Genomic DNA, 21958 nt, shown 5'->3' with positions numbered 1-21958 from the left:
CCCATTTGGGTGACTGACCTTGAACTAATCCGATCGGCTTCGGCCGCAGCCGGGCCTTCGCGGGTCGGACTAGGTCGAAGGTATGAGGCGCCGCGGGTCGGCGCCGGGACGAACGAGCAGAGGACAGCCTGATGACGGCGGAGAAGACTGGAGATGGCGGGAACGACGTCGCGCTCGCGAGCGACATCGTCTCGGCCTACGTGACGCGCAACGCGGTGCCGCCCACGGCGCTGCCGGAACTCCTGAGTTCCGTGCACGCGGCCCTGCGCGGTCTGCGCCACGGCGTGGCCGCCGAGCCCGAGAAGCTCGTGCCGCCCGTCTCCATCCGCAAGTCGGTCACGCCGGACTACATCATCAGCCTGGAGGACGGCCGGCAGTACAAGTCGCTGAAGCGTCACCTCGCGACGCGCGGCCTGACGCCCGAGCAGTACCGCCGCAAGTGGAACCTGCCGCCGGACTACCCGATGGTGGCGGCGAACTACGCGGCGCAGCGCTCCGAACTGGCCAAGAGCATCGGCCTCGGCCTCAAGCGCCGCCCGGCGGCCGCCCTGCGCGCCGCGCCGGACTCGGTCGTGACCTCGGCGGCGCGCCGCCGCCGGAAGGCCTGAACCCGGCCGTCGCGGCCGGCCCCGTCCGGTTCCGGCCCGGAGCGGCCCGGATTCGCGGCGGATCGGCGGACGATGCCGCGTGCGCCGAGCCTCAAGGCTCGGCGCCAGCGATCCGGGACCGATCGACCGGGCCGGGGCGCCGATGGGCTCAGGGAGCCGGCGCCCGCGCCGGTCCGCCCTCGGCGAGGGCCGCGCGCAGGGCGGCGCCGATCGCGTCGAGGGCGCGGCCCGCCTCCGGCAGGATGCCGGCCATCCCGTAGAAGTGGTGGATCATGCCGGGGTGGCAGGTGTGCCGCACGGGGATGCCCGCCCGCGCGAGGCGGGCCGCGTAGGCGGCGCCGTCGTCCCGGACCATGTCGCATTCCGCCGTGTGGATGTGCGCCGGCGGCAGCCCGGCCAGGGACGGGGCCCGCAGGGGCGAGAGGCGCGGATCGGCCGGATCGGCGCCCGCCGCGTAGGCGGCGATGTCGTGCGCCAGCGTCGCCCGGTCGAGACCGTGGCCCTCCCCGTAGAGGCGGTAGGATTCCCCCTCCCCGGCCGCGTCCAGGACGGGGCAGAGCAGGAGCTGCAGGGCGATGGCGGGCCCGCCCGCGCGCGCCGCCTGGCACAGGCCCGCCGCGAGGTTGGCCCCGGCCGAATCCCCCCCGACCGCGAGGCGCGTCGCGTCGAGGCCGCGGGCCGCCGCGAGGCCGGGCAGCGCCGCGAGCGCCGCGAGCGCATCCTCGCAGGCCGCCGGGAACGGATGCTCGGGCGCGAGCCGGTAGGTGGTGGCGAGGAGGGCGCAGCCGCTCGCCGCCGCGAGGCGCCGGGCGATCCCGTCATGGGCATCGAGGCTGCCGCCGACGAAGCCGCCGCCGTGGAAGTAGAGCAGGACCGCCCCGGTCGCCTCCACGGGCCGATAGAGCCGGGCGGCCAGGGACCCGGCCGGGCCGGCGAGGTCGAGATCCTCGACCGCGGCGACCGGGACCGGCGCCCCGGCCAGCCGGCCGAGCCCCTCCAGGCTCGCGCGCCGGCCTTCGAGCGTCGTCGCCCGCCCCCCCACGAAGGCGATCACCTCGAGATAGCGGCGAAGCCGCGGATCGAGCGCCATTAATCTTAATCCTCCGAAGTGTCGCCCACCTCCTCATTGTCCTCGGAGAAAGTGGAGGGCGAGATTGCGGCCAGACATTCCTTAGAAACAATGGCGGCGATCCGGCATTTTCCGCGGATCGGATTCAGGGTTCTTCAACGGCGTCATGTCACTGTTCGGTGTCGAAGGAACCGAACGGTGCATCGCGGGCCGGCCTCTTCCCCGGAGAGCGCCCGCCCTGCGCGCAACGCCGGAAAGCGCCCGGAACCGCAGAGGAGGTTCAAGATCATGTCGCTGCCGCCGATCGTCTACTGCCCCACCGAAGTCGCGCTCAAGTCCGCCCCGATCAATCCCCACTGGGTCCGGTCGGGAACGCCGGAAGCCCGCAACGCCCTCCTGTCGCGCAGCGCGGACGGCATGGCGAGCACCCTGCTCTGGGACTGCACGGCGGGCGAGTTCGTCTGGCACTACGATATCGACGAGACGCTCTACTTCCTCGAAGGCTCCGCCATCATCGGCGACGCCGACAACCCGCCCCGGCGCTACGTCGCGGGCGACGTGCTGTTCCTGCCCAAGGGGGCGATCGCGCACTGGCAGGTGGATTCCTACGTCAAGAAGGTGGCCTTCTGCCGCCGGGTGCAGCCGAAGCTGGTCGGGGTCGCGATCAGGGGGGCGGCCTTCCTGAAGCGCAAGCTCACCGGCGGCGGGATCCCGGCCCCGGTCTCGATCGGCGCCTGACGCAACGGAGCCATGCCGCGGCGGCGCGCGGGCCGGTCTGGACCGCCCCGTCCTGCGCGGGTCTGATGGCGGGCTCGCACCACGCGCCGCGGGGCGCCGATGACGGAGACGACTTTGTCCGAGACAACCTGGACCTTCTTCGAGGATCAGTGGCATCCGGGCAATGTCCGGATGATGGGCCCGCGCACGCACGGCGCGTGGCTCGGCTCCACCGTGTTCGACGGCGCCCGCTCCTTCGAGGGGGTGACCCCCGACCTCGACCTGCACCTCGCCCGGGTCAACCGCTCCGCGACCGCCATGGGCCTGAAGCCGGTCGTCGCCGTCGAGACCTGGCGCGACCTGGTGCGCGAGGGCTTGGCCCGGTTCGACGCGCGCACGCCCCTCTACATCCGGCCGATGTACTGGGCGGAGAGCGGCTTCGCGGGCGGCGTGCGCTTCGATCCGGAATCCACCAACTGGTGCCTGTGCCTCTACGAGGCGCCGATGCCGGTGCCGGGGCGGCTGTCGGTGACGCTCTCGCCCTTCCGCCGGCCGACCGCCGAGACGGCGCCGGTCGAGGCCAAGGCCGGCTGCCTCTACCCGAACGGGGCGCGGGCGCTGGCGGAGGCCCAGAGCCGCGGCTTCGGCAATTGCCTGGTGCGCGACGCGCTCGGCAACATCGCGGAATTCGCCAATGCCAACGCCTTCCTGGTGCGGGACGGCGTCGTCGCCACGCCGGCGGCGAACGGCAGCTACCTGGCGGGCGTCACCCGCAACCGCGTCATCGGCCTGCTGCGCGAGGCCGGCGTGACGGTGGCCGAGACCACCCTCACCTACGCGGATTTCGCCGCGGCGGACGAGATCTTCTCGACCGGCAACTTCTCGAAGGTAATGCCGGTGACGGGGATCGACGGGCGGGAATTGGAGCCCGGCCCGATCTACCAGCGGGCGCGGGACCTCTACTGGGCCTACGCCCACGGCGGATAGGCCGCGGAGCGCCTTCCGAGGCGGAATGGCCCAGGACCATTCCCCTCGGATTCGCGGTTCCGCAGCCTCGCCCAGCGCGCCGGTGACCGCCTCGGCGAGCGCGGCTCAGGCCACCGCCCGGAGCGGCCCGGTCCGGTCGTGGAAATCCGGGCCGTTGACCGTCCTCGCGACGTAGCCGGCGCGGATCACGAAGTCGCCGAAGCGCTCGCCCGGGATGCGCTCCCGCGCGTAGGCCGCGAAGAGCGGGTCGAGCAGGGCCGGGATGTCCGCCGCCGCCACGTCGTCGGCGTAGAGCTTGGACAGGCGCGAGCCGTCGAAGGCCGCCCCGAGATAGACGTTGTAGCGCTCGGGGCCGCGGCCGACGAAGCCGATCTCGGCGATGAAGGGCCGCGCGCAGCCGTTCGGGCAGCCGGTCATCCGGACGGTGATGTCCTCGTGCCGGAGGCCGTGCGCCGCGAGGCGCTCCTCCAGGCGGGTGAGCAGGTCCGGCATGAAGCGCTCGCTCTCGGCGAGGGCGAGCCCGCAGGTCGGCAGCGCCACGCAGGCGAGGCTGTTGCGGCGCAGGGCGCCCGCCCCGATGGTGAGGCCGTATTCCGCGACCAGCCGGTCGATCTCGGCGCGCGCCCCCGCCGGCACGTTCGCCACGATGACGTTCTGGTTGCCGGTGAGCCGGAAATCGCCCTCGTGGATCTCCGCGATGCGGCGCAGGCCCGAGAGGTAGCGCGGCCCGCCCTCGACGTCCCTGATGCGGCCGGACGGCACGTAGAGGGTGAGGTGGTGGCGCCCGTCCTCGCCCTCGACCCAGCCGTAGCGGTCGCCGTTGCCGGTGAACTGGAACGGCTTCGGCTCCCGCAGGGGCTTGCCGACCCGCCGCTCGACCTCGGCCCGGAAGGCCGCGAGGCCGTAGCGCTCGATCGTGTACTTGAGGCGGGCGTTCTTGCGGGACTTGCGGTTGCCCCAGTCGCGCTGGACGGTCATGACCGCCTCGGCCACCTTGAGGGCGTCGGCGGGCTCGCAGAAGCCCAGCAGGTCGGCGGTGCGCGGGAAGGTGTCGGGCTCGCCGTGGGTCATGCCCATGCCGCCGCCCACCGTCACGTTCCAGCCCTTGAGCGCGTTCTTCTTGTCCAGGATGGCGATGAAGCCGAGGTCGTGGGCGAACACGTCGACCTCGTTGGAGGGCGGCACCGCCACCACGGTCTTGAACTTCCGCGGCAGGTAGGTCCGGCCGTAGACCGGCTCCGCCGCCTCGTCCTCGCCGCCCGCCACGCGCTCGCCGTCGAGCCAGATCTCGCGCCAGGCGTTGGTCTTGGGCAGGAGCGAGTCGGAGATGTCCTTGGCGAGCCGGTAGGCGGCCGCGTGGGCGCCGGTCTGGGCCGGGTTCGTGGCCGCCATCACGTTGCGGTTGACGTCGCCGCAGGCCGCGATCGTGTCGAGCAGCACCGCGTCGATCGCCTGCAGGGTGCGCTTCAGGTTCGACTTGATCACGCCGTGGTACTGGAAGGTCTGGCGCGTCGTCGCCCGCAGGGTGCCGTTGGCGTAGGTGCGGGCAATGTCGTCGAGGGCGAGCCACTGCCTGGGCGACACCACCCCGCCCGCGATGCGCAGGCGGATCATGAAGGAGTAGGCCTTCTCCAGCTTCTTCCTGGTCCGCTCGGGCCGCAGGTCGCGGTCGTCCTGCAGGTACATGCCGTGGAACTTCACGAGCTGACCGTCATCCTCCGAGATGGCGCCGGTCGCGTGCTTGAGGAGCCCGTCCGCCAGGGTGCCGCGGAGGTAGCCGCTCGCGATCTTGATGTGCTCGTTCGCCGACAGGGCGGCGGCGCGGGCCGCCTCCGCGTCGGTGATCGGCCGCTCGGCCGGCGGCGTCTCGTAGGCCCGCGCGGGGGCGGGGGAGGCGGTCTTGGTGTCGTCCATGGCGGCGATCCGTGCCAGACGCGAAACCCCTCTCGGGCGGGAGAGGGGATGCCGCGATCGTCGTGGGAAACAGGGTGTCGTGCCAGCGGTCACGTCTCATGACCGCCGGGTCCGTTCTCGAATGGTCGCCGAGCCATTTGTCGTCGAGCGGCCGGCTCGTGTCGACCCTTCGAGAGGCTCAACGGCCCGATGCGGCGGCATCCCGGGCCGTCCGCATCAGTAAACGTCCTGCTGGTAGCGCTTGGCCTTCTCCAGGGCGGCCACGGCCGCCTCCGCCGCCTCGGGCGACAGGGCCCTCACCTCCGCGTAGGCCCGCACCAGGGCGGCCCGCACGTCCTTGGCCATCGCCTTGGCGTCGCCGCAGATGTAGAAGTGGGCGCCGTTCTCCAGCCACTCCACCACCTCGCGGCGCTGGGCGTAGAGCCGGTCCTGCACGTAGATCTTCTCGGGCTGGTCGCGCGAGAAGGCGACGTCGATGCGGTGGAGCGAGCCGTCCTCCAGGGCGTCCTGCCATTCGAGCTGGTACAGGAAGTCGTGGGTGAAGCGGCGGTCGCCGAAGAACAGCCAGTTGCGGCCCGGCGCCGCGGTGGCGCGGCGCTCCTGGACGAAGGCCCGGAACGGCGCGACGCCCGTGCCCGGCCCCACCATGATGATGTCCGTCGCCGGGTCGGCCGGCAGGCGGAAATGCCTGTTGGGCTTCACGCGCACCTTCAGCTTGGCGCCGGTGCGGATGCGGTCGGCGACGTGCACCGAGGCGACGCCCGTCCGGGCGCGGCCGTGGCTGGTGTAGCGCACCGCCGCGATCGTCAGGTGGGCCTCGTCCCCCACCTCCTTGCGCGAGGAGGCGATCGAGTAGGCCCGCGGCGGCAGCGGCCGGGTGATCTCGGCGAGGCCCTCGGCCGAGAGCTTGGCCGGGTAGGTCTCGAGCAGGTCGATCAGGTGGCGGCCCTCGATCCAGGCCCGCACCTCGTTCGCCTCGAGGAGGCGGCGCGCCTCCGCGTGGCCCGTCGCCTTGACGAAGCGCTCCACCGTGGCGGCCGAGAGCGTGGTGATGTCGCGCTCCGCGAGCAGGGCCCGGCGCAGCGCGTCGTCGCCCTCCAGGCCCGCCGCCCTCAGGATCTCCTCGACGAGGGCCGGGTCGTTCTCGGGGTAGAGTTCGAGGGAATCGCCCGGCTCGTAGGCCGGCGCGCCGTCCTCGAAGGCCAGCGCGAGGTGGACCGTCTCCTTGTCGGAGCGCGAGGAGTTCAGGTTGACGTGCTCGATCACCTCGGCGGTGACCGGCTCGCGGCTGACCTCCGGCGCCTCCCCGGGCGCCGCGCGGGCGAAATCCACCGCCACGACGTTGCCGGCGGGTTCGGCCGGGGCCAGGGCCCTGAGCGCGTCCTTGATCCAGCCGGCGGCGGGCTTGTCGAAGTCGAGGTCGCAATCGACCCGCGGAAGCACCCGCCGGCCGCCCAGCGCCTCGAAGCGCGCGTCGAGGCGCTTCCCGACCGCGCAGAACTCCGCGTAGGAGGTGTCGCCGAGCGCCAGGACCCCGAACTCGACCCCGTCGAGGCGCGGCGCGCCCTCCGCCATGATCTCGTTGTAGGCCCGCACGGCGCGCGCGGGCGGCTCGCCCTCGCCCCAGGTCGCGGCGATCAGGACGACCCGCTTCTCCCGCGGCAGGGCGGCGACGTCGAGATCGGCGAAATCGACCACCTTCGGCTTGAAGCCGGCCTTGCGGGCGAGCTTGGCGACGTCGCCCGCCAGCTTCTCCGAGTTCCCCGACTCGCTCGCGAACAGGATCGTCAGCGGCTCGGCCGCCCGCGGGGGCGCGGCGGGCTGCGGGGCCTCGGCGGGGGCGCCCGCGGCGGCGTCGAGCCCGGCCAGGAAGCCGGTGAGCCACGCGCGCTGGAGCGGCGTCGCCGCCCCCAGGGCGGCGTCGAGATGGGCCCGCTCGGCATCGCCGAACGGGGCCGTGCGGGGGAGAAGGGCGGATCGAGACATGCCCGCACCATGTGTGGCCAGGGCGGCCCCGAGTCAATGGGAATGTTCTTTTTAGAGAACGGGCCGGCCGGAGATCAACCTCACCGCCGCGCCGTACCGCGGGAGAAAATTATTTCCCCCCGGTCGCGGCGACCAGCGCGGGCGTGAAGGGCGCGGTCGGGAGCGGCAGCGCCGTCGTGCTCTTCACCTTCTCCATGGCGAAGCGCGAGGTGACGTTCTTGAGCGGCAGCGAGCCGATCAGCCGCTTGTAGAAGGCGTCGTAGGCCTGCATGTCCGACACCACGACCCGCAGCATGTAGTCGACGTCCCCTGCCATCCGGTAGAATTCGAGCACCTCCGGCATGGCGGCCACCGCCGAGGCGAAGCGGTCGAGCCACTCGCGGGAATGGTCGCTCGTCTCCACGGAGACGAAGACCGTGAGGCCGAGGCCGAGCTTGACCGGGTCGAGCACCGCCACGCGGCGATCGATCACCCCGTCCGCCTCCAGGCGCTGGATGCGCTTCCAGCAGGGCGTCTGCGACAAGCCGACGCGCTCGCCGATCTGGGCGATCGAGAGCGTCGCGTCCTGCTGGAGCAGGGCCAGGATCTTCAGGTCGATGGCATCCACGCGGGAAGCTCCGGTTTCTTGGAAGGATGTGTGGCCGGCTGCCGGGCTTCGGAGAAGAACATTCTCGCTCCGCCACCGTCCAGGGCCCGCGCGGCCCGCCTGACGCGCCTCGGCCGCGCCGCGGCGCAGCGAAACCCCGTGTACGCGGGGCCCCAAGCCTTGACACTGTTCGGTATAGCGAACACTTAGCGGGTCCGACAAGGCGCGTTCCGCTGCGTGTCCCCCGCAGCGGGTCCCCGCAGCGGGTCCCCGCAACGAGTGCCCGAAACGAGTGCCCATGACAGACGCCCTCGACCGCGCGGCGCAGGAGCTCAGCCTCGCGCTCGCCCCCCTCGACATCGCCGCCCGGCTCGCGCTGATCGACCGGCGCGTCGAGGGCCGCCTGGTCTTCACCACGAGCTTCGGGCTCGAGGACCAGGCGCTGACGCATCACCTGCGCATGGCGCGGTCGCGGGCCGAGATCGTCACCCTCGACACCGGCCGGCTCTTCCCCGAGACCTACGACGTCTGGGCCGAGACCGAGGCCGCCTACGATGTCCGCATCCGCGCCTACGTGCCCGACCGCGAGGCCGAGGAGCGCTTCGTGGCGCAGCAGGGGATCAACGGCTTCCGGCACTCGGTGGAGGCAAGGCAGGCCTGCTGCGGCCTGCGCAAGGTGGTGCCGCTCGGCCGCGCCCTCGCGGGCGCCGCGGCCTGGATCACCGGGCTGCGCGCCGGCCAGTCGGCGAACCGCGCCGAGACCCCGCTCGCGGAGGCCGACGCGGCGCGGGGTCTCATCAAGATCAACCCGCTCGCCGACTGGTCGCGGGAGGACGTGGCCCGCGTCGTCCACGAGAATTACGTCCCCTACAACGTCCTGCACGACCGGGGCTTCCCGTCGATCGGCTGCGCGCCCTGCACGCGCGCCGTGAAGGTCGGCGAGCCCGAGCGGGCCGGGCGCTGGTGGTGGGAGCAGGAATCCAAGAAGGAGTGCGGGCTGCACGTCGCCGGCGCCCCGGACCGCGGTGCCACCGCGCCGGCGCAATCGTCCGTCAGCCTGCCCTCGTCGAAGCCGGAGTTGGCCGCATGAGCGTCGCGCTCAGATCCTTCGCGGAGACCTCTCCGCGCCTCACCCACCTGCAGCGCCTGGAGGCGGAGAGCATCCACATCATGCGGGAGACGGTCGCCGAGACCGAGAACCCGGTGATGCTCTACTCGATCGGGAAGGACTCGTCGGTCCTGCTGCACCTCGCGCTGAAGGCCTTCGCGCCGGGCCGGCTGCCCTTCCCGCTGCTGCACATCGACACGACCTGGAAGTTCCGCGAGATGATCGCCTTCCGCGACCGGCGCGCGAAGGAACTCGGCCTCGACCTCCTGGTCTACACGAACCCGGACGGGCTCGCCCGCGGCATCGGCCCGGTGAGCCACGGCTCCGAGGTCCACACCGACGTGATGAAGACCCAGGCCCTGCGCCAGGCGCTGGACAAGCACAGGTTCGACGCGGCCTTCGGCGGCGCGCGGCGCGACGAGGAGGCCTCGCGCGCCAAGGAGCGCGTCGTCTCGCTGCGCACCGCCCAGCACCGCTGGGACCCGAAGCGCCAGCGCGCCGAGCCCTGGCACCTCTACAACCTCAAGAAGAGGCGCGGCGAATCCCTGCGCGTCTTCCCGCTCTCGAACTGGACCGAGCTCGACATCTGGCTCTACATCGAGCGGGAGAACATCCCGATCGTGCCGCTCTACTACGCGGCCGAGCGGCCGGTGGTGCGCCGCGAGGGTCAGCTGATCATGGTCGACGACGCGCGCCTGCCGCTGGAGCCGGGCGAGACGCCCGAACTGCGCAAGGTCCGCTTCCGCACGCTGGGCTGCTACCCGCTCACCGGGGCGGTGGAGAGCGAGGCCGCGACCCTGCCGGAGATCATCGGCGAGACGCTGGCCGCCCGCACCTCCGAGCGCCAGGGCCGGGTGATCGACAAGGACGGGGCGGGCGCGATGGAGCGCAAGAAGCAGGAAGGCTACTTCTGATGACGGTGCACCAGTCCACCCGCGCCTTCGGCTACGAGGCCTTCCTCGCCGCCCACCAGCGCAAGGAGGTGCTGCGCTTCATCGCCTGCGGCTCCGTCGACGACGGCAAGTCGACCCTGATCGGGCGCCTGCTGCACGACACCAAGCAGATCTTCGACGACCAAGTGAGCGCGCTGGAGCGCGATTCCCGCCGCCACGGCACGCGCGGCGGCGAGATCGACCTCGCGCTCTTGGTCGACGGCCTGCAGGCGGAGCGCGAGCAGGGCATCACCATCGACGTCGCCTACCGGTTCTTCTCGACCGAGCGGCGCTCCTTCATCGTCGCCGACACGCCCGGCCACGAGCAGTACACCCGCAACATGGCGACCGGCGCCTCGACGGCCGACGTCGCGGTGCTGCTCGTCGATGCCCGCAAGGGCCTGAGCCGGCAGACGCGGCGCCACGCGCTCCTGGTCTCGATGCTGGGCATCCGGCGCGTCGTGCTCGCCGTCAACAAGATGGACCTGATCGGCTGGTCGGAGACCCGCTTCGAGGCGATCGCGGGCGAGTTCCGCGCCTTCGCGGCCCCGCTCGGCTTCGCCGACGTGACGGCGATCCCGCTCTCGGCCGCGAACGGCGACAACGTCGTGCTGCCGGGCGCCGCCGCGCCCTGGTATGCCGGCCCGCCGCTGCTGCAGCACCTGGAGGAGGTGCCGGCCCACGCGGAGGAGGCCGCCCCCTTCCGCATGGCGGTGCAGTGGGTGAACCGGCCGAACCCCGATTTCCGCGGCTTCTCCGGAATGATCGCCTCGGGCCGGGTGGCGCCGGGCGACGCCGTCGCGCTGCTGCCCTCGGGCCAAGCCTCAACCATCGCGCGGATCTTCACGGCGGACGGCGACCTCGACGAGGCCGTGGCCGGCCAGTCGGTGACGCTGGTCCTCGCCGACGAGCGCGACGCCTCGCGCGGCAGCGTGATCGCGGCGGCGGGCGCCCCGCCGCGGGTCGCCGACCGGCTCGACGTGCGCCTGTTCTGGGCGCGGGAGAGCGAGGTCGCGGCAGGCGCGACCCTCGTCGCCAAGATCGGCACCGCGACGGCGAACGCGACCGTCGAGCGCATCGTCTCGCGCATCGATCCCGAGACCGGCCTGTCGGAGCCCGCCGAGCGGCTCGCCGTGAACGACATCGGCGACGTGGTGCTCAGCCTCGACCGGCCGGTGGCGGTGGACGCCTACCGGGAGAACCGCGACACCGGCAGCCTGATCCTGATCGACCGCGACTCCACCGACACGGCCGCCCTCGGCCTCGTCCAAGTCCCGGCCCAGGGCCCGGCCCAGAGTCCGGCCCAAGGCCCGGCGCGAGACCCGGTCGCCGCCCGCCGCGGCGGGTTCCTCTCCGGCCTGCGCCGGCTGTTCGGGGCGAAGGGGCTCGCGCTCCTCGCCGGGGCGGCCCTCCTCGGCCTCGCCGCGCCCGCGCGGGTCGAGGCGCAGGCGGTGCTGCTCAACGTCTCGTACGATCCGACCCGGGAGCTCTACCGGGCGATCGACGCCGCCTTCGCGGCCGAGTGGAAGCAGAAGACCGGCGAGAGCGTGACCGTGCGCGCCTCCCACGGCGGCTCGGGCGCGCAGGCCCGGGCGGTGATCGACGGGCTCCCCGCCGACGTCGTGACGCTGGCCCTCGCCAGCGACATCGACGCGATCGCGGCCCGCACCGGGAAGATCCCGGCGGACTGGCAGAAGCGCCTGCCCCACAACGCGACGCCCTATACGTCGACCATCGTGTTCCTGGTGCGCAAGGGCAACCCGAAAGCCATCAAGGACTGGAACGACCTGGTGAGGCCGGGGATCCAGGTGATCACCCCGAACCCGAAGACCTCGGGCGGCGCGCGCTGGAACTACCTCGCGGCCTACGCCTACGGGCTCGCCCAGAACGGCAACGACGACGCCAGGGCCAAGGCCTTCGTGGCGGCCCTGTTCAAGAACGTGCCGGTCCTCGATACCGGCGCGCGCGGCGCCACGACGACCTTCGTGCAGCGCGGCCTCGGCGACGTCCTGATCGCCTGGGAGAACGAGGCCTTCCTGGCCGACGAGGAGTTCGGGAAGGGCAAGTTCGACATCGTCGTCCCCTCGCTCTCGATCCTGGCCGAGCCGCCGGTGGCGCTCGTCGACGGCAACGTCGACCAGAAGGGCACCCGCCGCCAGGCCGAGGCCTACCTGCAATTCCTGTACGGCAAACAGGCCCAGGCCCTCATCGCCAAGAACTTCTACCGCCCGCGCGACGAATCCGCCGCCGCCAAGGAGGACCTCGCCCGCTTCCCGAAGCTGAAGCTCGTCACCATCGACGACACCTTCGGCGGCTGGGGCAAGGCGCAGAAGACCCATTTCGACGATGGCGGCGTCTTCGACGCGATCCTGAAGGCGCGGCAGTGAGCACGGCCTCGGCCCTGGGATCGCCCGGCGCCGGGCCGGCGCCGGCGGCGCGGGCCGCCCGGCGGACGTTCCGGCAGCCGAGCGCCCTGCCGGGCTTCCGCCTGACCTTCGGCTTCGCCGTCGCCTACCTGAGCCTGCTGGTGCTGATCCCGCTCGCGGTGCTGCTGCTGCGCGCCTCGGCGATCGGCCCGGCCGGCCTGTGGGCCCTCCTCACCGACGCGCGCAACCTCGCGGCCCTGCGCACCTCCTTCGGCCTGTCGCTGGCGGCGGCGGCGATCGACGCGGTGTTCGGGCTGCTCATCGCCTGGGTGCTGACCCGCTACCGCTTCCCCGGCCGCCGGGTGATCGACGCGCTCGTCGACCTGCCCTTCGCGCTGCCGACCGCGGTCGCCGGCATCTGCCTCGCGACGCTCTATTCCGGCAACGGCTGGCTCGGCGCGCCCCTGGAGGCGCTCGGCCTCAAGGTCGCCTACACGCCGCTCGGCATCCTGGTGGCACTCGTCTTCGTCGGCCTGCCCTTCTGCGTGCGCACGGTGCAGCCCCTGGTCGCCGAGATCGACAAGTCGAGCGAGGAGGCCGCCGCGATCCTGGGCGCGTCGCGCCCGCGCGCCCTCGCCACCGTGATCCTGCCGCCGCTCCTGCCGGCCGTGCTCACCGGCTTCGCCCTCGCCTTCGCGCGGGCGGTGGGGGAGTACGGCTCGGTGATCTTCGTCGCCGGCAACCTGCCCTACGTGTCCGAGATCGCGCCGCTCCTGATCGTGATCAAGCTGGAAGAGTTCAACTACACGGGCGCGACCGCGATCGCCGCCGTGATGCTGCTGATGTCGTTCGGGGCGCTGCTCACCATCAACCTGATCCAGGATCACAGCCGGCGGAGGTTCGGCCATGTCTGAGCCGGTCTCCCGCCCGGCCTACCTGACCGAGCCGCGCGGCGTGCGCCTCGCGCTCGTCCTGGCGGCCCTGGCCTTCCTCGCCCTGTTCCTGCTGCTGCCCCTCGTCGTGGTGTTCACGGAGGCGCTGAGCCGCGGCCTCGCCACCTACCTGGCGACCTTCGCGGAGCCGGACGCGCAGGCGGCGATCCGCCTGACGCTGCTAGTCGCGGTGATCGCGGTGCCGCTCAACGTGGCGTTCGGGATCGCCGCCTCCTGGGCCGTCGCGAAGTTCGACTTTCGCGGCCGCAACCTCCTGATCACCCTGATCGACCTGCCCTTCTCGGTCTCGCCGGTCGTCGCCGGGCTGATCTACGTGCTGATCTTCGGCTCCCAGGGCCTGTTCGGGCCCTTCCTGCAGCGCCACGGCATCGAGGTGATCTTCGCGGTGCCGGGGATCGTGCTGGCGACGGTCTTCGTCACGTTCCCGTTCGTGGCGCGCGAGCTGATCCCGCTGATGCAGGACCAGGGCACCACCGACGAGGAGGCCGCGTTGACCCTCGGGGCGAGCCCCTGGCGGGTCTTCCGGACGGTCACGCTGCCCAACATCCGCTGGGCGCTGCTCTACGGCGTCCTGCTCTGCAACGCCCGTGCGATGGGCGAGTTCGGTGCCGTCTCGGTGGTCTCGGGACGGATCCGTGGCCTCACCAACACCATGCCGCTCCACGTCGAGATCCTCTACAATGAGTACAACTACGTCGCGGCTTTCGGGATCGCCTCGCTCCTGGCTCTCCTCGCCCTCATCACTCTGGCGGGGAAGACTTTCCTGGAATGGCGCCACGCCGACGCCCTTGCGGGCCGGGGAGCGCACTGAGATGGTGGCGGGCTACGCCGACGCCCTCGCCGCGCCCCGCGTGCAGGCCCGCGGCGGGGAGGCCGCGGCCGCGCGCACCATGAGCAGCACCGGCACCGAGGTGCGGGTCGAGGGCATCGTCAAGAGCTACAGCGGCGACGGCCCGGCGGCCCTCGAAGGGGTGAGCCTGACCATCGCGCCGGGCGAGCTCCTGGCGCTGCTCGGCCCCTCGGGCTCGGGCAAGACCACGCTGCTGCGGGTGATCGCGGGGCTGGAGATCCCGGATGCGGGCCGGGTGTTCTTCGGGCCGCGCGACACGACCGACGTGCCGGTGCAGCGGCGCGGCGTCGGCTTCGTGTTCCAGCACTACGCGCTGTTCCGGCACCTGACGGTGTTCGAGAACATCGCCTACGGCCTGCGGGCGCGCGAGCGCGCGCGGCGGCCCTCCGAGGCCGAGATCAAGCGCCGGGTCGGCCACCTGCTCGACCTCGTGCAGCTGCCGACCCTGGCGGGGCGCTACCCGGCCCAGCTCTCGGGCGGCCAGCGCCAGCGCGTGGCGCTCGCCCGGGCGCTGGCGGTCGAGCCCTCGGTGCTGCTCCTCGACGAGCCCTTCGGGGCCCTCGACGCGCAGGTGCGCAAGGACCTGCGGCGCTGGCTGCGGGAGATCCACCGCGAGACCGGCCAGACCACGGTCTTCGTCACCCACGACCAGGACGAGGCGCTCGAACTCGCCGACCGGATCGCGATCCTCAACCTGGGCCGCATCGAGCAGGTCGGCGCGCCGCACGAGGTCCAGGACGACCCGGCCTCGCGCTTCGTGATGTCCTTCGTCGGGGAGACGGCGCGGCTCGACGCCGAGATCCGGGCGGGCCGCGTCCATGTCGAGGGGCGGCCGACCCTGGCGGCCTCGCCCGACTGGCCGGAGGGGCCGGTCGATCTCTGCCTGCGCCCCTGGCACATGAGCGTGGGCCAGGGCGAGGCGGCCCTGTTCGGCACCGTGCGCGAGTGGCGCCGCACCGCCCGCGGGACGGTGGCGGAGATCCAGCTCGACGGCGCCGACGGGGCGGTCGAGGTCAAGGTGACGGAGGTCTACCGCAAGGGCGACCGGGTGGCGCTCACGGCGAGCGAGGCCCGGGTGTTCCCGCGGGGCTGATCCGGTTCGCTGCCGAACCGACCGGCGCGAGGCCCCTCGCGGCGGGCGGGGTGACGGGGCGCCCGCCTCCCCTCACCCGGCCTGCGGCTCCAGTTCCCGCGCGATCGCCGTGATGACCCGCGGGTCCGTCGGCTCGACCGCGGTCGCGAAGGCCGCCGCCACGTGGCCGTCCCGCCCCACCAGGTACTTGTGGAAGTTCCAGTGCGGCGTCTCGCCGGGCCGCTCGCCCGCGGCCCAGCGGTAGAACGGGTGCGCCCCCGGTCCCGTCACCGAGGTCTTGGCCACGACCGGGAAGGTCACGCCGTGGGAGCGCCGCATCGCCTCCCGGATCGCGGCGCCGTCCAGGGGCTCCTGGCGCCCGAAATCCCCCGAGGGCACGCCGATCACCGTCAGCCCGCGCGGGCCGAAGCGCGTCCAGAGCTGCTGCAGCCCGGCGAGCTGCGGCGCGAACCCGCAGGCCGTGGCCGTGTTGACGACGAGGATCGGCTTGCCTTCCATCTCCGCCAGGGCGAGGACGGTGCCGTCCACCGTCTCGAACGAGAACGAGGCGGCCGTCAGGCCGGTCGGGGAAGGGGCGGCCCGGGCCGGCAGCGCCAGCAGGCCGCCGAGCAGGGCGAGCGCCTCGCGGCGGGCGATCGACATGGTTGGGGTCTCCGCATCGGATGACCCGCGCAAGATCGGCCGGGGCGGCCGCGCCGGCAAGGCGTCGGCGCCGCGCTCACGAGAATGTTGACCGCGCCCGTCCGGCAAGACCGGCCAAGCTGAGCCGTAGCGCGGCGCAGCACGCCGCACGATGAACTTTCCGTTCCCGGCCACGTTGGTGCGAGAGCGACGCTCGCGGAGACGATCATGGACCGGCACGAGATCCTGGACTATTTCGAGCACCGGCGCGACGGGGGATGGGTCTGCACCCGGCCCTTCACCTTGACCACGCGGCGCGAGAGCATCCCGATCCGTCCCGGCATGCGCTTCGCGTACGGCATGCGCGTCGGCGGCGTTGATCTGGCGGAATACCTGGAGCAGCTGGGCTCGCAATTCGGCTCGTGAGCCGGCCGATCCGGCTCTTGAGCCGGCCGGGGTGACGCAAATGCGCGACAGCCCGGGCAAACCGCCCGGGGGCGGGGCGATGCACTTTTGAACCGGTCCAAGGTCATCGTATAGGCTCGTCCGATGATCGCTGCCGAGCCGCCGGACGAGTCCACCGCGCCCACCACCCGCTGCCGCATCCTGGCGACGGCCGCCCGCTTCTTTCAGGAGATCGGCTACCAGAAGACCACGGTGGCCGACATCGCCAAGACCCTCGGCATGAGCCCGGCCAACGTCTACCGCTTCTTCGACTCGAAGAAGGCGATCAACGAGGCCGTGGTCGAGCGCCTGACCGGCGAGGTCGAGGCGATGATCGCCGCGGTGGCCGACCGGCCCGGCCCCGCCTCCGAGCGCCTGCGCGCGATCATCCACACCCTCCACCGCGACAGCGCCGAGCGCATCACCGCCAATCCGCGCATGCACGAGATGGTGGAGGCGGCGATGACCGAGAGCTGGGGCGTCTGCCACCACCACGTCGACCGCATCACCGCCGTGCTGGAGCGGGTGATCACCGAGGGGGTCGCCGCGGGCGAGTTCCGGGTGGGCGATCCGGCCCAGGCGGCCCGCTACGTGCAGACGGCGATCCTGCGCTACTGCCACCCGGTCCTGATCCAGCGCTGCCCCGGCGACGTCGCCCCGCCCCTCGACGGGATGATCGACTTCCTGCTGGCGGGCCTGCGGGCGGCGTGAGCCGCGGCGGCTCACGCCTCCAGCGGATAGGCGGCCTCGACCACGTAGGGCCCGCCCCCCACCGAGTCCCGCGACGAGTAGAGCACGACCCGCTCCGCCGTGAAGGCGAGCGGCGCGAAGACGCCCTGCTCGGCGAGGTACTGCGCCACCCCCTCGCGGGTCGCCTGCCGGCGCAGCCGCGCCAGGGTGACGTGGGGCGTGAAGCGCCGCGTCTCGGGCTTGAGGCCGAGGCGGCGCATCAGCCGCTCCTGCTCGGCCCGGACCTCGTCGAGGGCCGGCGAGGGCGCGACCCGGGCGTGGACGGAATGCGGCCGGTCGCCCCCGAAGCTCGCGAGCCCGTCGAGGACGACGGGGAGCGCCCCGCGCGGGCGGGTCTCGCCCAAGCCCTCGGCGATCTCCTCGGCGAGCCCCCCGTCCACGTCGCCGATGAAGCGCAGGGTGATGTGGTAGTCGGCGGGCTCGACCCAGCGGGCGCCCGGCAGGCCGAAGCGGTGGCGGCTGAGCGCCGCGCCCGTCTCGGGCGGGATCTCGAGGCCGGTGAACAGGCGCGGCATGGAACTCTCCGTCCTCTCGGTGCGGGGCGCCGCCGGGGCGCGTCGCCGGGCGCGGTCAGGGCGCCTTGCCGAGGCGCGCCGCGAAGGTCTCGACGGTGGGCAGGATGCCGGCGACGATGCGCTCGACGCCCCGGGCGGTCGGGTGCAGCCCGTCCGCCAGGGTCAGGCCGCGATCACCCGCGACCCCGTCGAGGAAGAACGGGTAGAGGACGAGCCCGTAGCGCTCCGCGAGGCGCGGATAGATCGCGTCGAACCGCGCCACGTAGTCCGGGCCGAGATTGCGCCCCGCCTTCATGCCGGCGAGCAGCACGGGGATGCCCCGCCCCCTCAGCCGCGCCACGATGGCGTCGAGGTTCCTCTCGGCGACCGCCGGGTCGGTGCCGCGCAGCATGTCGTTGGCGCCGAGTTCGAGGATGACGCCGTCGGTGCCCTCCGGCACCGACCAGTCGAGCCGGTCGAGCCCGCCCGTGGTGGTGTCGCCCGACACGCCCGCATTCTCGACCGTGACGGCGAGTCCCTTCGCCTTCAGGGCGCGCTCCAGAACGGTCGGGAAGGCCGCCTCGGCCGGCAGGCCGTAGCCGGCCGTGAGGCTGTCGCCGAGCGCGACGAGGTGCAGCGCGCGCTCCGCGGCGCGGGCGGGGGCGGCGGGGAGCGTCATCGCGGCGCAGAGGAGCAGGCAGAGGAGCGGGCGGAGGACCGGGAATGTCGCGAGACCGCCATGGTCGCGGCCTAGGCGCTGGCGGAGGCGGCGGCGACCGACCATATCGGTCGGGCGCCCGCCCGCGCGGTCGTCCGCGCGGTCGTCAATGCGGCTCAACTCTCATCCCTCCGGCGTTCTCCGCGACGCCCCCCACAGATCGGCGACGGATCCATGACCGACAAGGCCAGCGCACCGGCCATCGCCCTCGACGGCGTCGAGCTCAGCCTCGGGCGGGGCGCGGCGCGGGTCCACATCCTGCGGGGCATCTCCCTCGCGGTGGCGTCCGGCGAGGCGGTGGGCCTGGTCGGACCCTCGGGCTCGGGCAAGTCGACCCTGCTGATGACCATGGCGGGCCTGGAGCGGCCGGATTCCGGGCGCGTCCTCGTCGAGGGCACGGACCTGTCGCGGCTCGACGAGGACGCCCTCGCCCGGTTCCGCGGACGGCGGATCGGCATCGTATTCCAGTCCTTCCACCTCGTGCCGACGATGACGGCGCTGGAGAACGTGGCGCTCCCCCTCGAACTCGCCGACCTGCCGGACGCGCAGGCGCGGGCCGAGCGGGACCTCGCGGCGGTCGGCCTCGCCCACCGCCTGCACCATTACCCGGCCCAGCTCTCGGGCGGCGAGCAGCAGCGGGTCGCCATCGCGCGGGCGGTGGCGCCGGACCCGGCGATCCTGGTGGCCGACGAGCCGACCGGCAACCTCGACGAGGCGACGGGCGCCGCGATCGTCGAGCTGCTCTTCGCCCTCAAGCGCGACCGCGGCGCCACCCTGGTGCTGGTGACCCACGATCCCGGCCTCGCCCGGCTCTGCGACCGCACGGTGCGCCTGCGCTCCGGGCGGATCGAGGCCGCGGCGGCGGCGTGACCGCGTGTCGGCCTCCCCCGCGACCGCGCCGTCCTCCCCCGCGCGGGGAGGGACCATCGCCCGGCCGTCGCCGCGAGGCCGGCCCGGGCGGCGGGGCGTGATCCCGCCCGGGCCGCTTGCTGCCCGCGCCCTTGCCGCCCGCGCCCCTCGCCCCCGCAGGGCATCCCCAGCCTCCCGCAGGACACCCCCATGCACGGCAGCCTGCCTCCCCTGAGCGCCCCCGGGCGCCGCCCGGCGGTCCCGTCGCGGCTCCCGCTGATCCTGCGCCTCGCCCTGCGCGAGCTGCGCGGGGGGCTCGGCGGCTTCGCGGTCTTCCTCGCCTGCCTGGCCATCGGGGTCGCGGCGATCTCCGGCGTCGCCTCGGTGTCGCGCTCCCTCACCCGGGGCCTCGCCGAGCAGGGCCGGACCATCCTGGGCGGCGACCTCGCCTTCGGGTTGATCCACCGGGAGGCGAGCCCGGCGGAGCGGGCCGTCCTGGAGGCGAAGGGCCGCGTCTCCGTGGTGGCCTTCACCCGCGCCATGGCGGTGGCGGGGGAGAAGGGCGCGGCGCTCGTCGAGCTGAAGGCCGTCGGGCCGGATTACCCTTCCTCCGGCGACCTCGTCACCGCGCCGGCCCTCCCGCGCGAGACCCTGCTGGCGGAGCGCGACGGCGCCTTCGGGGCGGCGGTCGATCCCGCCCTCCTCGCCCGCCTCGACCTCAAGATCGGCGACCGGGTCACGGTCGGGAGCGCCACGATCGCGCTCAGGGCCGTGCTGCAGGCCGAGCCGGACAAGATCGCCAACGGGATCGGCTTCGGGCCGCGCCTGCTGACCAGCGAGGCGGCCCTGCGGGCCTCGGGCCTGCTCCAGCCCGGCAGCCTCAACCGCTGGGTCTACCGGGTCCGGCTCGCCGATCCCTCCGACGCGGAGGTCGAGCGGGCCGCGGACGCGGTGCGCGCCGCCCTGCCGGAGGCGGGCTGGGAGATCCGCTCGCGGCTCAACGCCGATCCGCGCTTCGCCCGCAGCGTCGAGCGCTTCACCCAGTTCCTCACCCTGGTCGGGCTCACGGCCCTGATGGTGGGCGGCGTCGGCGTCGCCAACGCGGTGCGCGGCTTCGTCGAGCGCAAGCGCGCCTCGATCGCCACCCTGAAGAGCCTCGGCGCCCCCGGCGGGCAGGTCGTCGCCCTCTACCTGACGCAGGTCATGCTGATCGCCGCGATCGGCATCGCGATCGGGCTCGCGGTCGGCACCGCCCTGCCCTACGGGCTCGTCCTCGCCTTCGCGGACCTGCTGCCGGTGCCGCTCACGCCCACGCTCGCCCCCGGCGAACTGGCGGTGTCGTCCCTCTACGGGTTCCTCACCGCCCTGGCCTTCGCGATCGGACCCCTCGGGCGCGCCCACGACGTCGCGGTGTCGGGGCTGTTCCGCGACACGGTCGATCCCGAGCGGCGCTGGCCGCGCCCGCGCTACCTCGTCGTGCTCGGCCTCGCCCTCGCGGGGCTGGTGGCGCTCGCCCTCCTCACCGCCTTCGACCGCCGGGTCGCCCTGATCTTCATCGTGGCGGCGGGCCTCGCCTTCGGCCTGCTGCGGGGCGTCGCCCTCGCCCTGATGGCGCTGGCCCGCCGGCTGCCGCGCCCGCGCGGCGCCGCGCCGCGGCTCGCCCTCGCCAATCTCCACCGCCCGGGCGCGCTCACGCCCTCGATCGTGCTCTCGCTCGGGCTCGGCATCACGCTCCTGGTGGCGCTGAGCCTGATCGACGCCAGCATCACCCGCACCCTGACCCGCTCGCTGCCCTCCCGGGCGCCGAGCCTGTTCTTCCTCGACATTCCGGGCCGGGACGCCGCGGCCTTCGACCAGTTCCTCGGCGGCGAGGCGCCGCGGGGCAAGATCGAGCGGGCGCCGATGATGCGCGGGCGCATCGTCGCCCTCAACGGGCGGCCGGCGAGCGAGATCAAGGCGCCGGAGGACGCCGCCTGGGTGCTCGACGGCGACCGGGGCATCACCTACGCGCAGGACCTCCCCGACGGCTCGCGGGTGACCGAGGGGGCGTGGTGGAATCCCGAGCAGGCCGCGACGCCGCTGGTCTCCTTCGACGACCAGCTCGGCCGGGCCCTCGGCCTCAAGGTCGGCGACAGCGTCACGGTCAACGTGCTCGGCCGCAACCTCACCGTGAAGATCGCCAATCTGCGCCACGTGGAATGGCGCACCCTCGGCATCAACTTCGTGATGGTGTTCTCGCCCGGCACCTTCCGGGGGGCGCCGCACGCCGACCTCGCGACCCTGACCCTGCCGGAGGGCCCGGACCCGGCCCTGGAGGCGAGGATCCTGCGGGAGGCCGCCCTGCGCTTCCCGTCGGTGACCAGCGTGCGGGTGAAGGACGCCCTCGACGCGGTGAACGACATCGTCGGCAAGCTCGTCTTCGCGATCCGCGGCGCGAGCGGCGTCGCCCTCGTGGCGAGCCTGTTCGTGCTCGCGGGCGCGCTGGCGGCGGGCCACCGGGCGCGCCTCTACGACGCGGTCGTGCTCAAGGTGCTCGGGGCGACGCGGATGCGGCTGCTCGGCGCCTACGCCCTCGAATACGGGGTGCTCGGCCTCGCCACCGCCCTGTTCGGCCTCGCCGCCGGCACGCTCGCCGCCTTCGTCATCGTCACCCAGGTGATGCGTATCGATTTCCGGCTCGATCTATCCGGGGCGCTCCTCGCCTGCGCCCTCGCGGTGGTGGCGGTCGGTCTCGGGCTCGCCGGGACCTTCAGGATCCTCGGTCAGAAGCCGGCGCCTTACTTACGAAATCTGTGAGCGTTTAATCCCTCGAACCGGCTGCGGCCGATTGACGGCCCCCTTCTCTGGGGTGCGGGGCCGGCACCGACCCTTGTGCGGACAAGCCCGGCCTCTCATATTCGGCGCACGACGCCC

20 protein-coding genes and 1 pseudogene are annotated in these 21958 nt (G+C 73.2%); 14 read left to right on the top strand and 7 right to left on the bottom strand.

The features are described from left to right. Nucleotides 1–131 precede the first annotated feature (131 nt). A complete protein-coding gene (locus MET2598_RS0114530; RefSeq protein ID WP_018261301.1) occupies nt 132–608 on the top strand; it encodes a MucR family transcriptional regulator in 477 nt (158 codons plus the stop codon). Between the two features lie 148 nt (nt 609–756). Here the strand turns inward: MET2598_RS0114530 and MET2598_RS0114525 are convergent, their stop codons facing one another. Next, complete coding sequence (locus MET2598_RS0114525) at nt 757–1698, bottom strand: alpha/beta hydrolase (protein WP_012335188.1); 942 nt, start codon at nt 1696–1698, stop codon at nt 757–759. 267 nt (nt 1699–1965) lie between these two features. On the opposite strand from MET2598_RS0114525, the gene MET2598_RS0114520 reads away from it, so the two are divergent. Continuing rightward, nucleotides 1966–2415, top strand: coding sequence for a cupin domain-containing protein (locus tag MET2598_RS0114520; protein WP_018261300.1), 450 nt, complete (start codon nt 1966–1968; stop codon nt 2413–2415). Nucleotides 2416–2514: 99 nt separating this feature from the next. Beyond that, entirely contained in the window at nt 2515–3381 is an 867-nt protein-coding gene (locus tag MET2598_RS0114515) for a branched-chain amino acid aminotransferase (RefSeq protein WP_036270376.1), read from the top strand. Between the two features lie 105 nt (nt 3382–3486). Here MET2598_RS0114515 and MET2598_RS0114510 read toward each other — a convergent pair whose 3' ends face one another. The 3 genes from MET2598_RS0114510 to MET2598_RS0114500 form a co-directional block, all read right to left on the bottom strand. After that, nucleotides 3487–5295, bottom strand: a complete 1809-nt coding sequence (locus tag MET2598_RS0114510; protein ID WP_018261298.1) for an NADPH-dependent assimilatory sulfite reductase hemoprotein subunit — start codon at nt 5293–5295, stop codon at nt 3487–3489. 216 nt (nt 5296–5511) lie between these two features. After that, nucleotides 5512–7281 (bottom strand): diflavin oxidoreductase, encoded by a 1770-nt coding sequence (locus MET2598_RS0114505; protein WP_018261297.1) that lies wholly within the window; start codon nt 7279–7281, stop codon nt 5512–5514. Between the two features lie 109 nt (nt 7282–7390). After that, a complete protein-coding gene (locus tag MET2598_RS0114500) occupies nt 7391–7888 on the bottom strand; it encodes an Lrp/AsnC family transcriptional regulator (protein ID WP_012335183.1) in 498 nt (165 codons plus the stop codon). Between the two features lie 277 nt (nt 7889–8165). Here MET2598_RS0114500 and MET2598_RS0114495 point away from each other — a divergent pair, with 277 nt between their 5' ends. The 7 genes and pseudogenes from MET2598_RS0114495 (at nt 8166) to MET2598_RS0114470 (ending at nt 15169) form a co-directional block, all read left to right on the top strand. Next, nucleotides 8166–8957, top strand: coding sequence for a phosphoadenylyl-sulfate reductase (locus tag MET2598_RS0114495; RefSeq protein WP_018261296.1), 792 nt, complete (start codon nt 8166–8168; stop codon nt 8955–8957). Continuing rightward, complete coding sequence (gene cysD, locus MET2598_RS0114490; RefSeq protein WP_012335181.1) at nt 8954–9889, top strand: sulfate adenylyltransferase subunit CysD; 936 nt, start codon at nt 8954–8956, stop codon at nt 9887–9889. The genes MET2598_RS0114495 and cysD overlap by 4 nt, the downstream gene beginning before the upstream one ends. After that, nucleotides 9889–11283: pseudogene (gene cysN / locus MET2598_RS42785) on the top strand (sulfate adenylyltransferase subunit CysN); the annotation flags it as partial. The gene cysD and the pseudogene cysN, both read left to right, overlap by 1 nt. Beyond that, the gene (locus MET2598_RS42780) at nt 11266–12294 is read left to right on the top strand and encodes a sulfate ABC transporter substrate-binding protein (RefSeq protein ID WP_265576664.1); all 1029 of its coding nucleotides are present in this window, start codon (nt 11266–11268) and stop codon (nt 12292–12294) included. The pseudogene cysN and the gene MET2598_RS42780, both read left to right, overlap by 18 nt. Next, nucleotides 12291–13187 (top strand): sulfate ABC transporter permease subunit CysT, encoded by an 897-nt coding sequence (cysT, locus tag MET2598_RS0114480; RefSeq protein WP_018261294.1) that lies wholly within the window; start codon nt 12291–12293, stop codon nt 13185–13187. The genes MET2598_RS42780 and cysT overlap by 4 nt, the downstream gene beginning before the upstream one ends. Next, nucleotides 13180–14037 carry a sulfate ABC transporter permease subunit CysW gene (gene cysW / locus MET2598_RS0114475; RefSeq protein ID WP_012335178.1) on the top strand — a complete coding sequence of 286 codons (858 nt, stop codon included), beginning with the start codon at nt 13180–13182 and terminating at the stop codon, nt 14035–14037. Before cysT ends, cysW begins: the two co-directional genes overlap by 8 nt. Nucleotide 14038: 1 nt before the next feature. Next, nucleotides 14039–15169, top strand: coding sequence for a sulfate/molybdate ABC transporter ATP-binding protein (locus MET2598_RS0114470; protein WP_012335177.1), 1131 nt, complete (start codon nt 14039–14041; stop codon nt 15167–15169). Between the two features lie 72 nt (nt 15170–15241). On the opposite strand, the gene MET2598_RS0114465 is transcribed toward MET2598_RS0114470, so the two are convergent. Continuing rightward, a complete protein-coding gene (locus tag MET2598_RS0114465; RefSeq protein WP_012335176.1) occupies nt 15242–15811 on the bottom strand; it encodes a glutathione peroxidase in 570 nt (189 codons plus the stop codon). 207 nt (nt 15812–16018) lie between these two features. Between MET2598_RS0114465 and MET2598_RS0114460 the strand changes: the two genes are divergently transcribed. Together MET2598_RS0114460 and MET2598_RS0114455 are read left to right on the top strand one after the other, a co-directional pair. Beyond that, on the top strand, nt 16019–16216 hold the full coding sequence (locus MET2598_RS0114460; protein WP_012335175.1) for a hypothetical protein: 198 nt from the start codon (nt 16019–16021) through the stop codon (nt 16214–16216). Between the two features lie 123 nt (nt 16217–16339). After that, nucleotides 16340–16945 (top strand): TetR/AcrR family transcriptional regulator, encoded by a 606-nt coding sequence (locus MET2598_RS0114455; protein ID WP_012335174.1) that lies wholly within the window; start codon nt 16340–16342, stop codon nt 16943–16945. Between the two features lie 11 nt (nt 16946–16956). Here MET2598_RS0114455 and thpR read toward each other — a convergent pair whose 3' ends face one another. Then, nucleotides 16957–17499 carry an RNA 2',3'-cyclic phosphodiesterase gene (gene thpR, locus MET2598_RS0114450; protein WP_012335173.1) on the bottom strand — a complete coding sequence of 181 codons (543 nt, stop codon included), beginning with the start codon at nt 17497–17499 and terminating at the stop codon, nt 16957–16959. A 55-nt stretch (nt 17500–17554) separates the two neighbouring features. Further along, on the bottom strand, nt 17555–18316 hold the full coding sequence (locus MET2598_RS0114445) for an arylesterase (RefSeq protein ID WP_018261293.1): 762 nt from the start codon (nt 18314–18316) through the stop codon (nt 17555–17557). Nucleotides 18317–18370: 54 nt separating this feature from the next. On the opposite strand from MET2598_RS0114445, the gene MET2598_RS0114440 reads away from it, so the two are divergent. Next, on the top strand, nt 18371–19066 hold the full coding sequence (locus tag MET2598_RS0114440) for an ABC transporter ATP-binding protein (RefSeq protein WP_012335171.1): 696 nt from the start codon (nt 18371–18373) through the stop codon (nt 19064–19066). Between the two features lie 189 nt (nt 19067–19255). Further along, nucleotides 19256–21841: an ABC transporter permease gene (locus MET2598_RS0114435; RefSeq protein ID WP_018261292.1), complete on the top strand. Its 2586-nt coding sequence runs from the start codon at nt 19256–19258 to the stop codon at nt 21839–21841. The last annotated feature ends 117 nt before the right edge of the window (nt 21842–21958 follow it).

It is taken from the genome of Methylobacterium sp. WSM2598, from assembly GCF_000379105.1.
In the GTDB taxonomy this organism is placed as follows: Bacteria; Pseudomonadota; Alphaproteobacteria; order Rhizobiales; family Beijerinckiaceae; genus Methylobacterium.
Note: the sequence above shows the minus strand (reverse complement) of the source record. Positions and strands in the feature narration are given on the sequence as shown.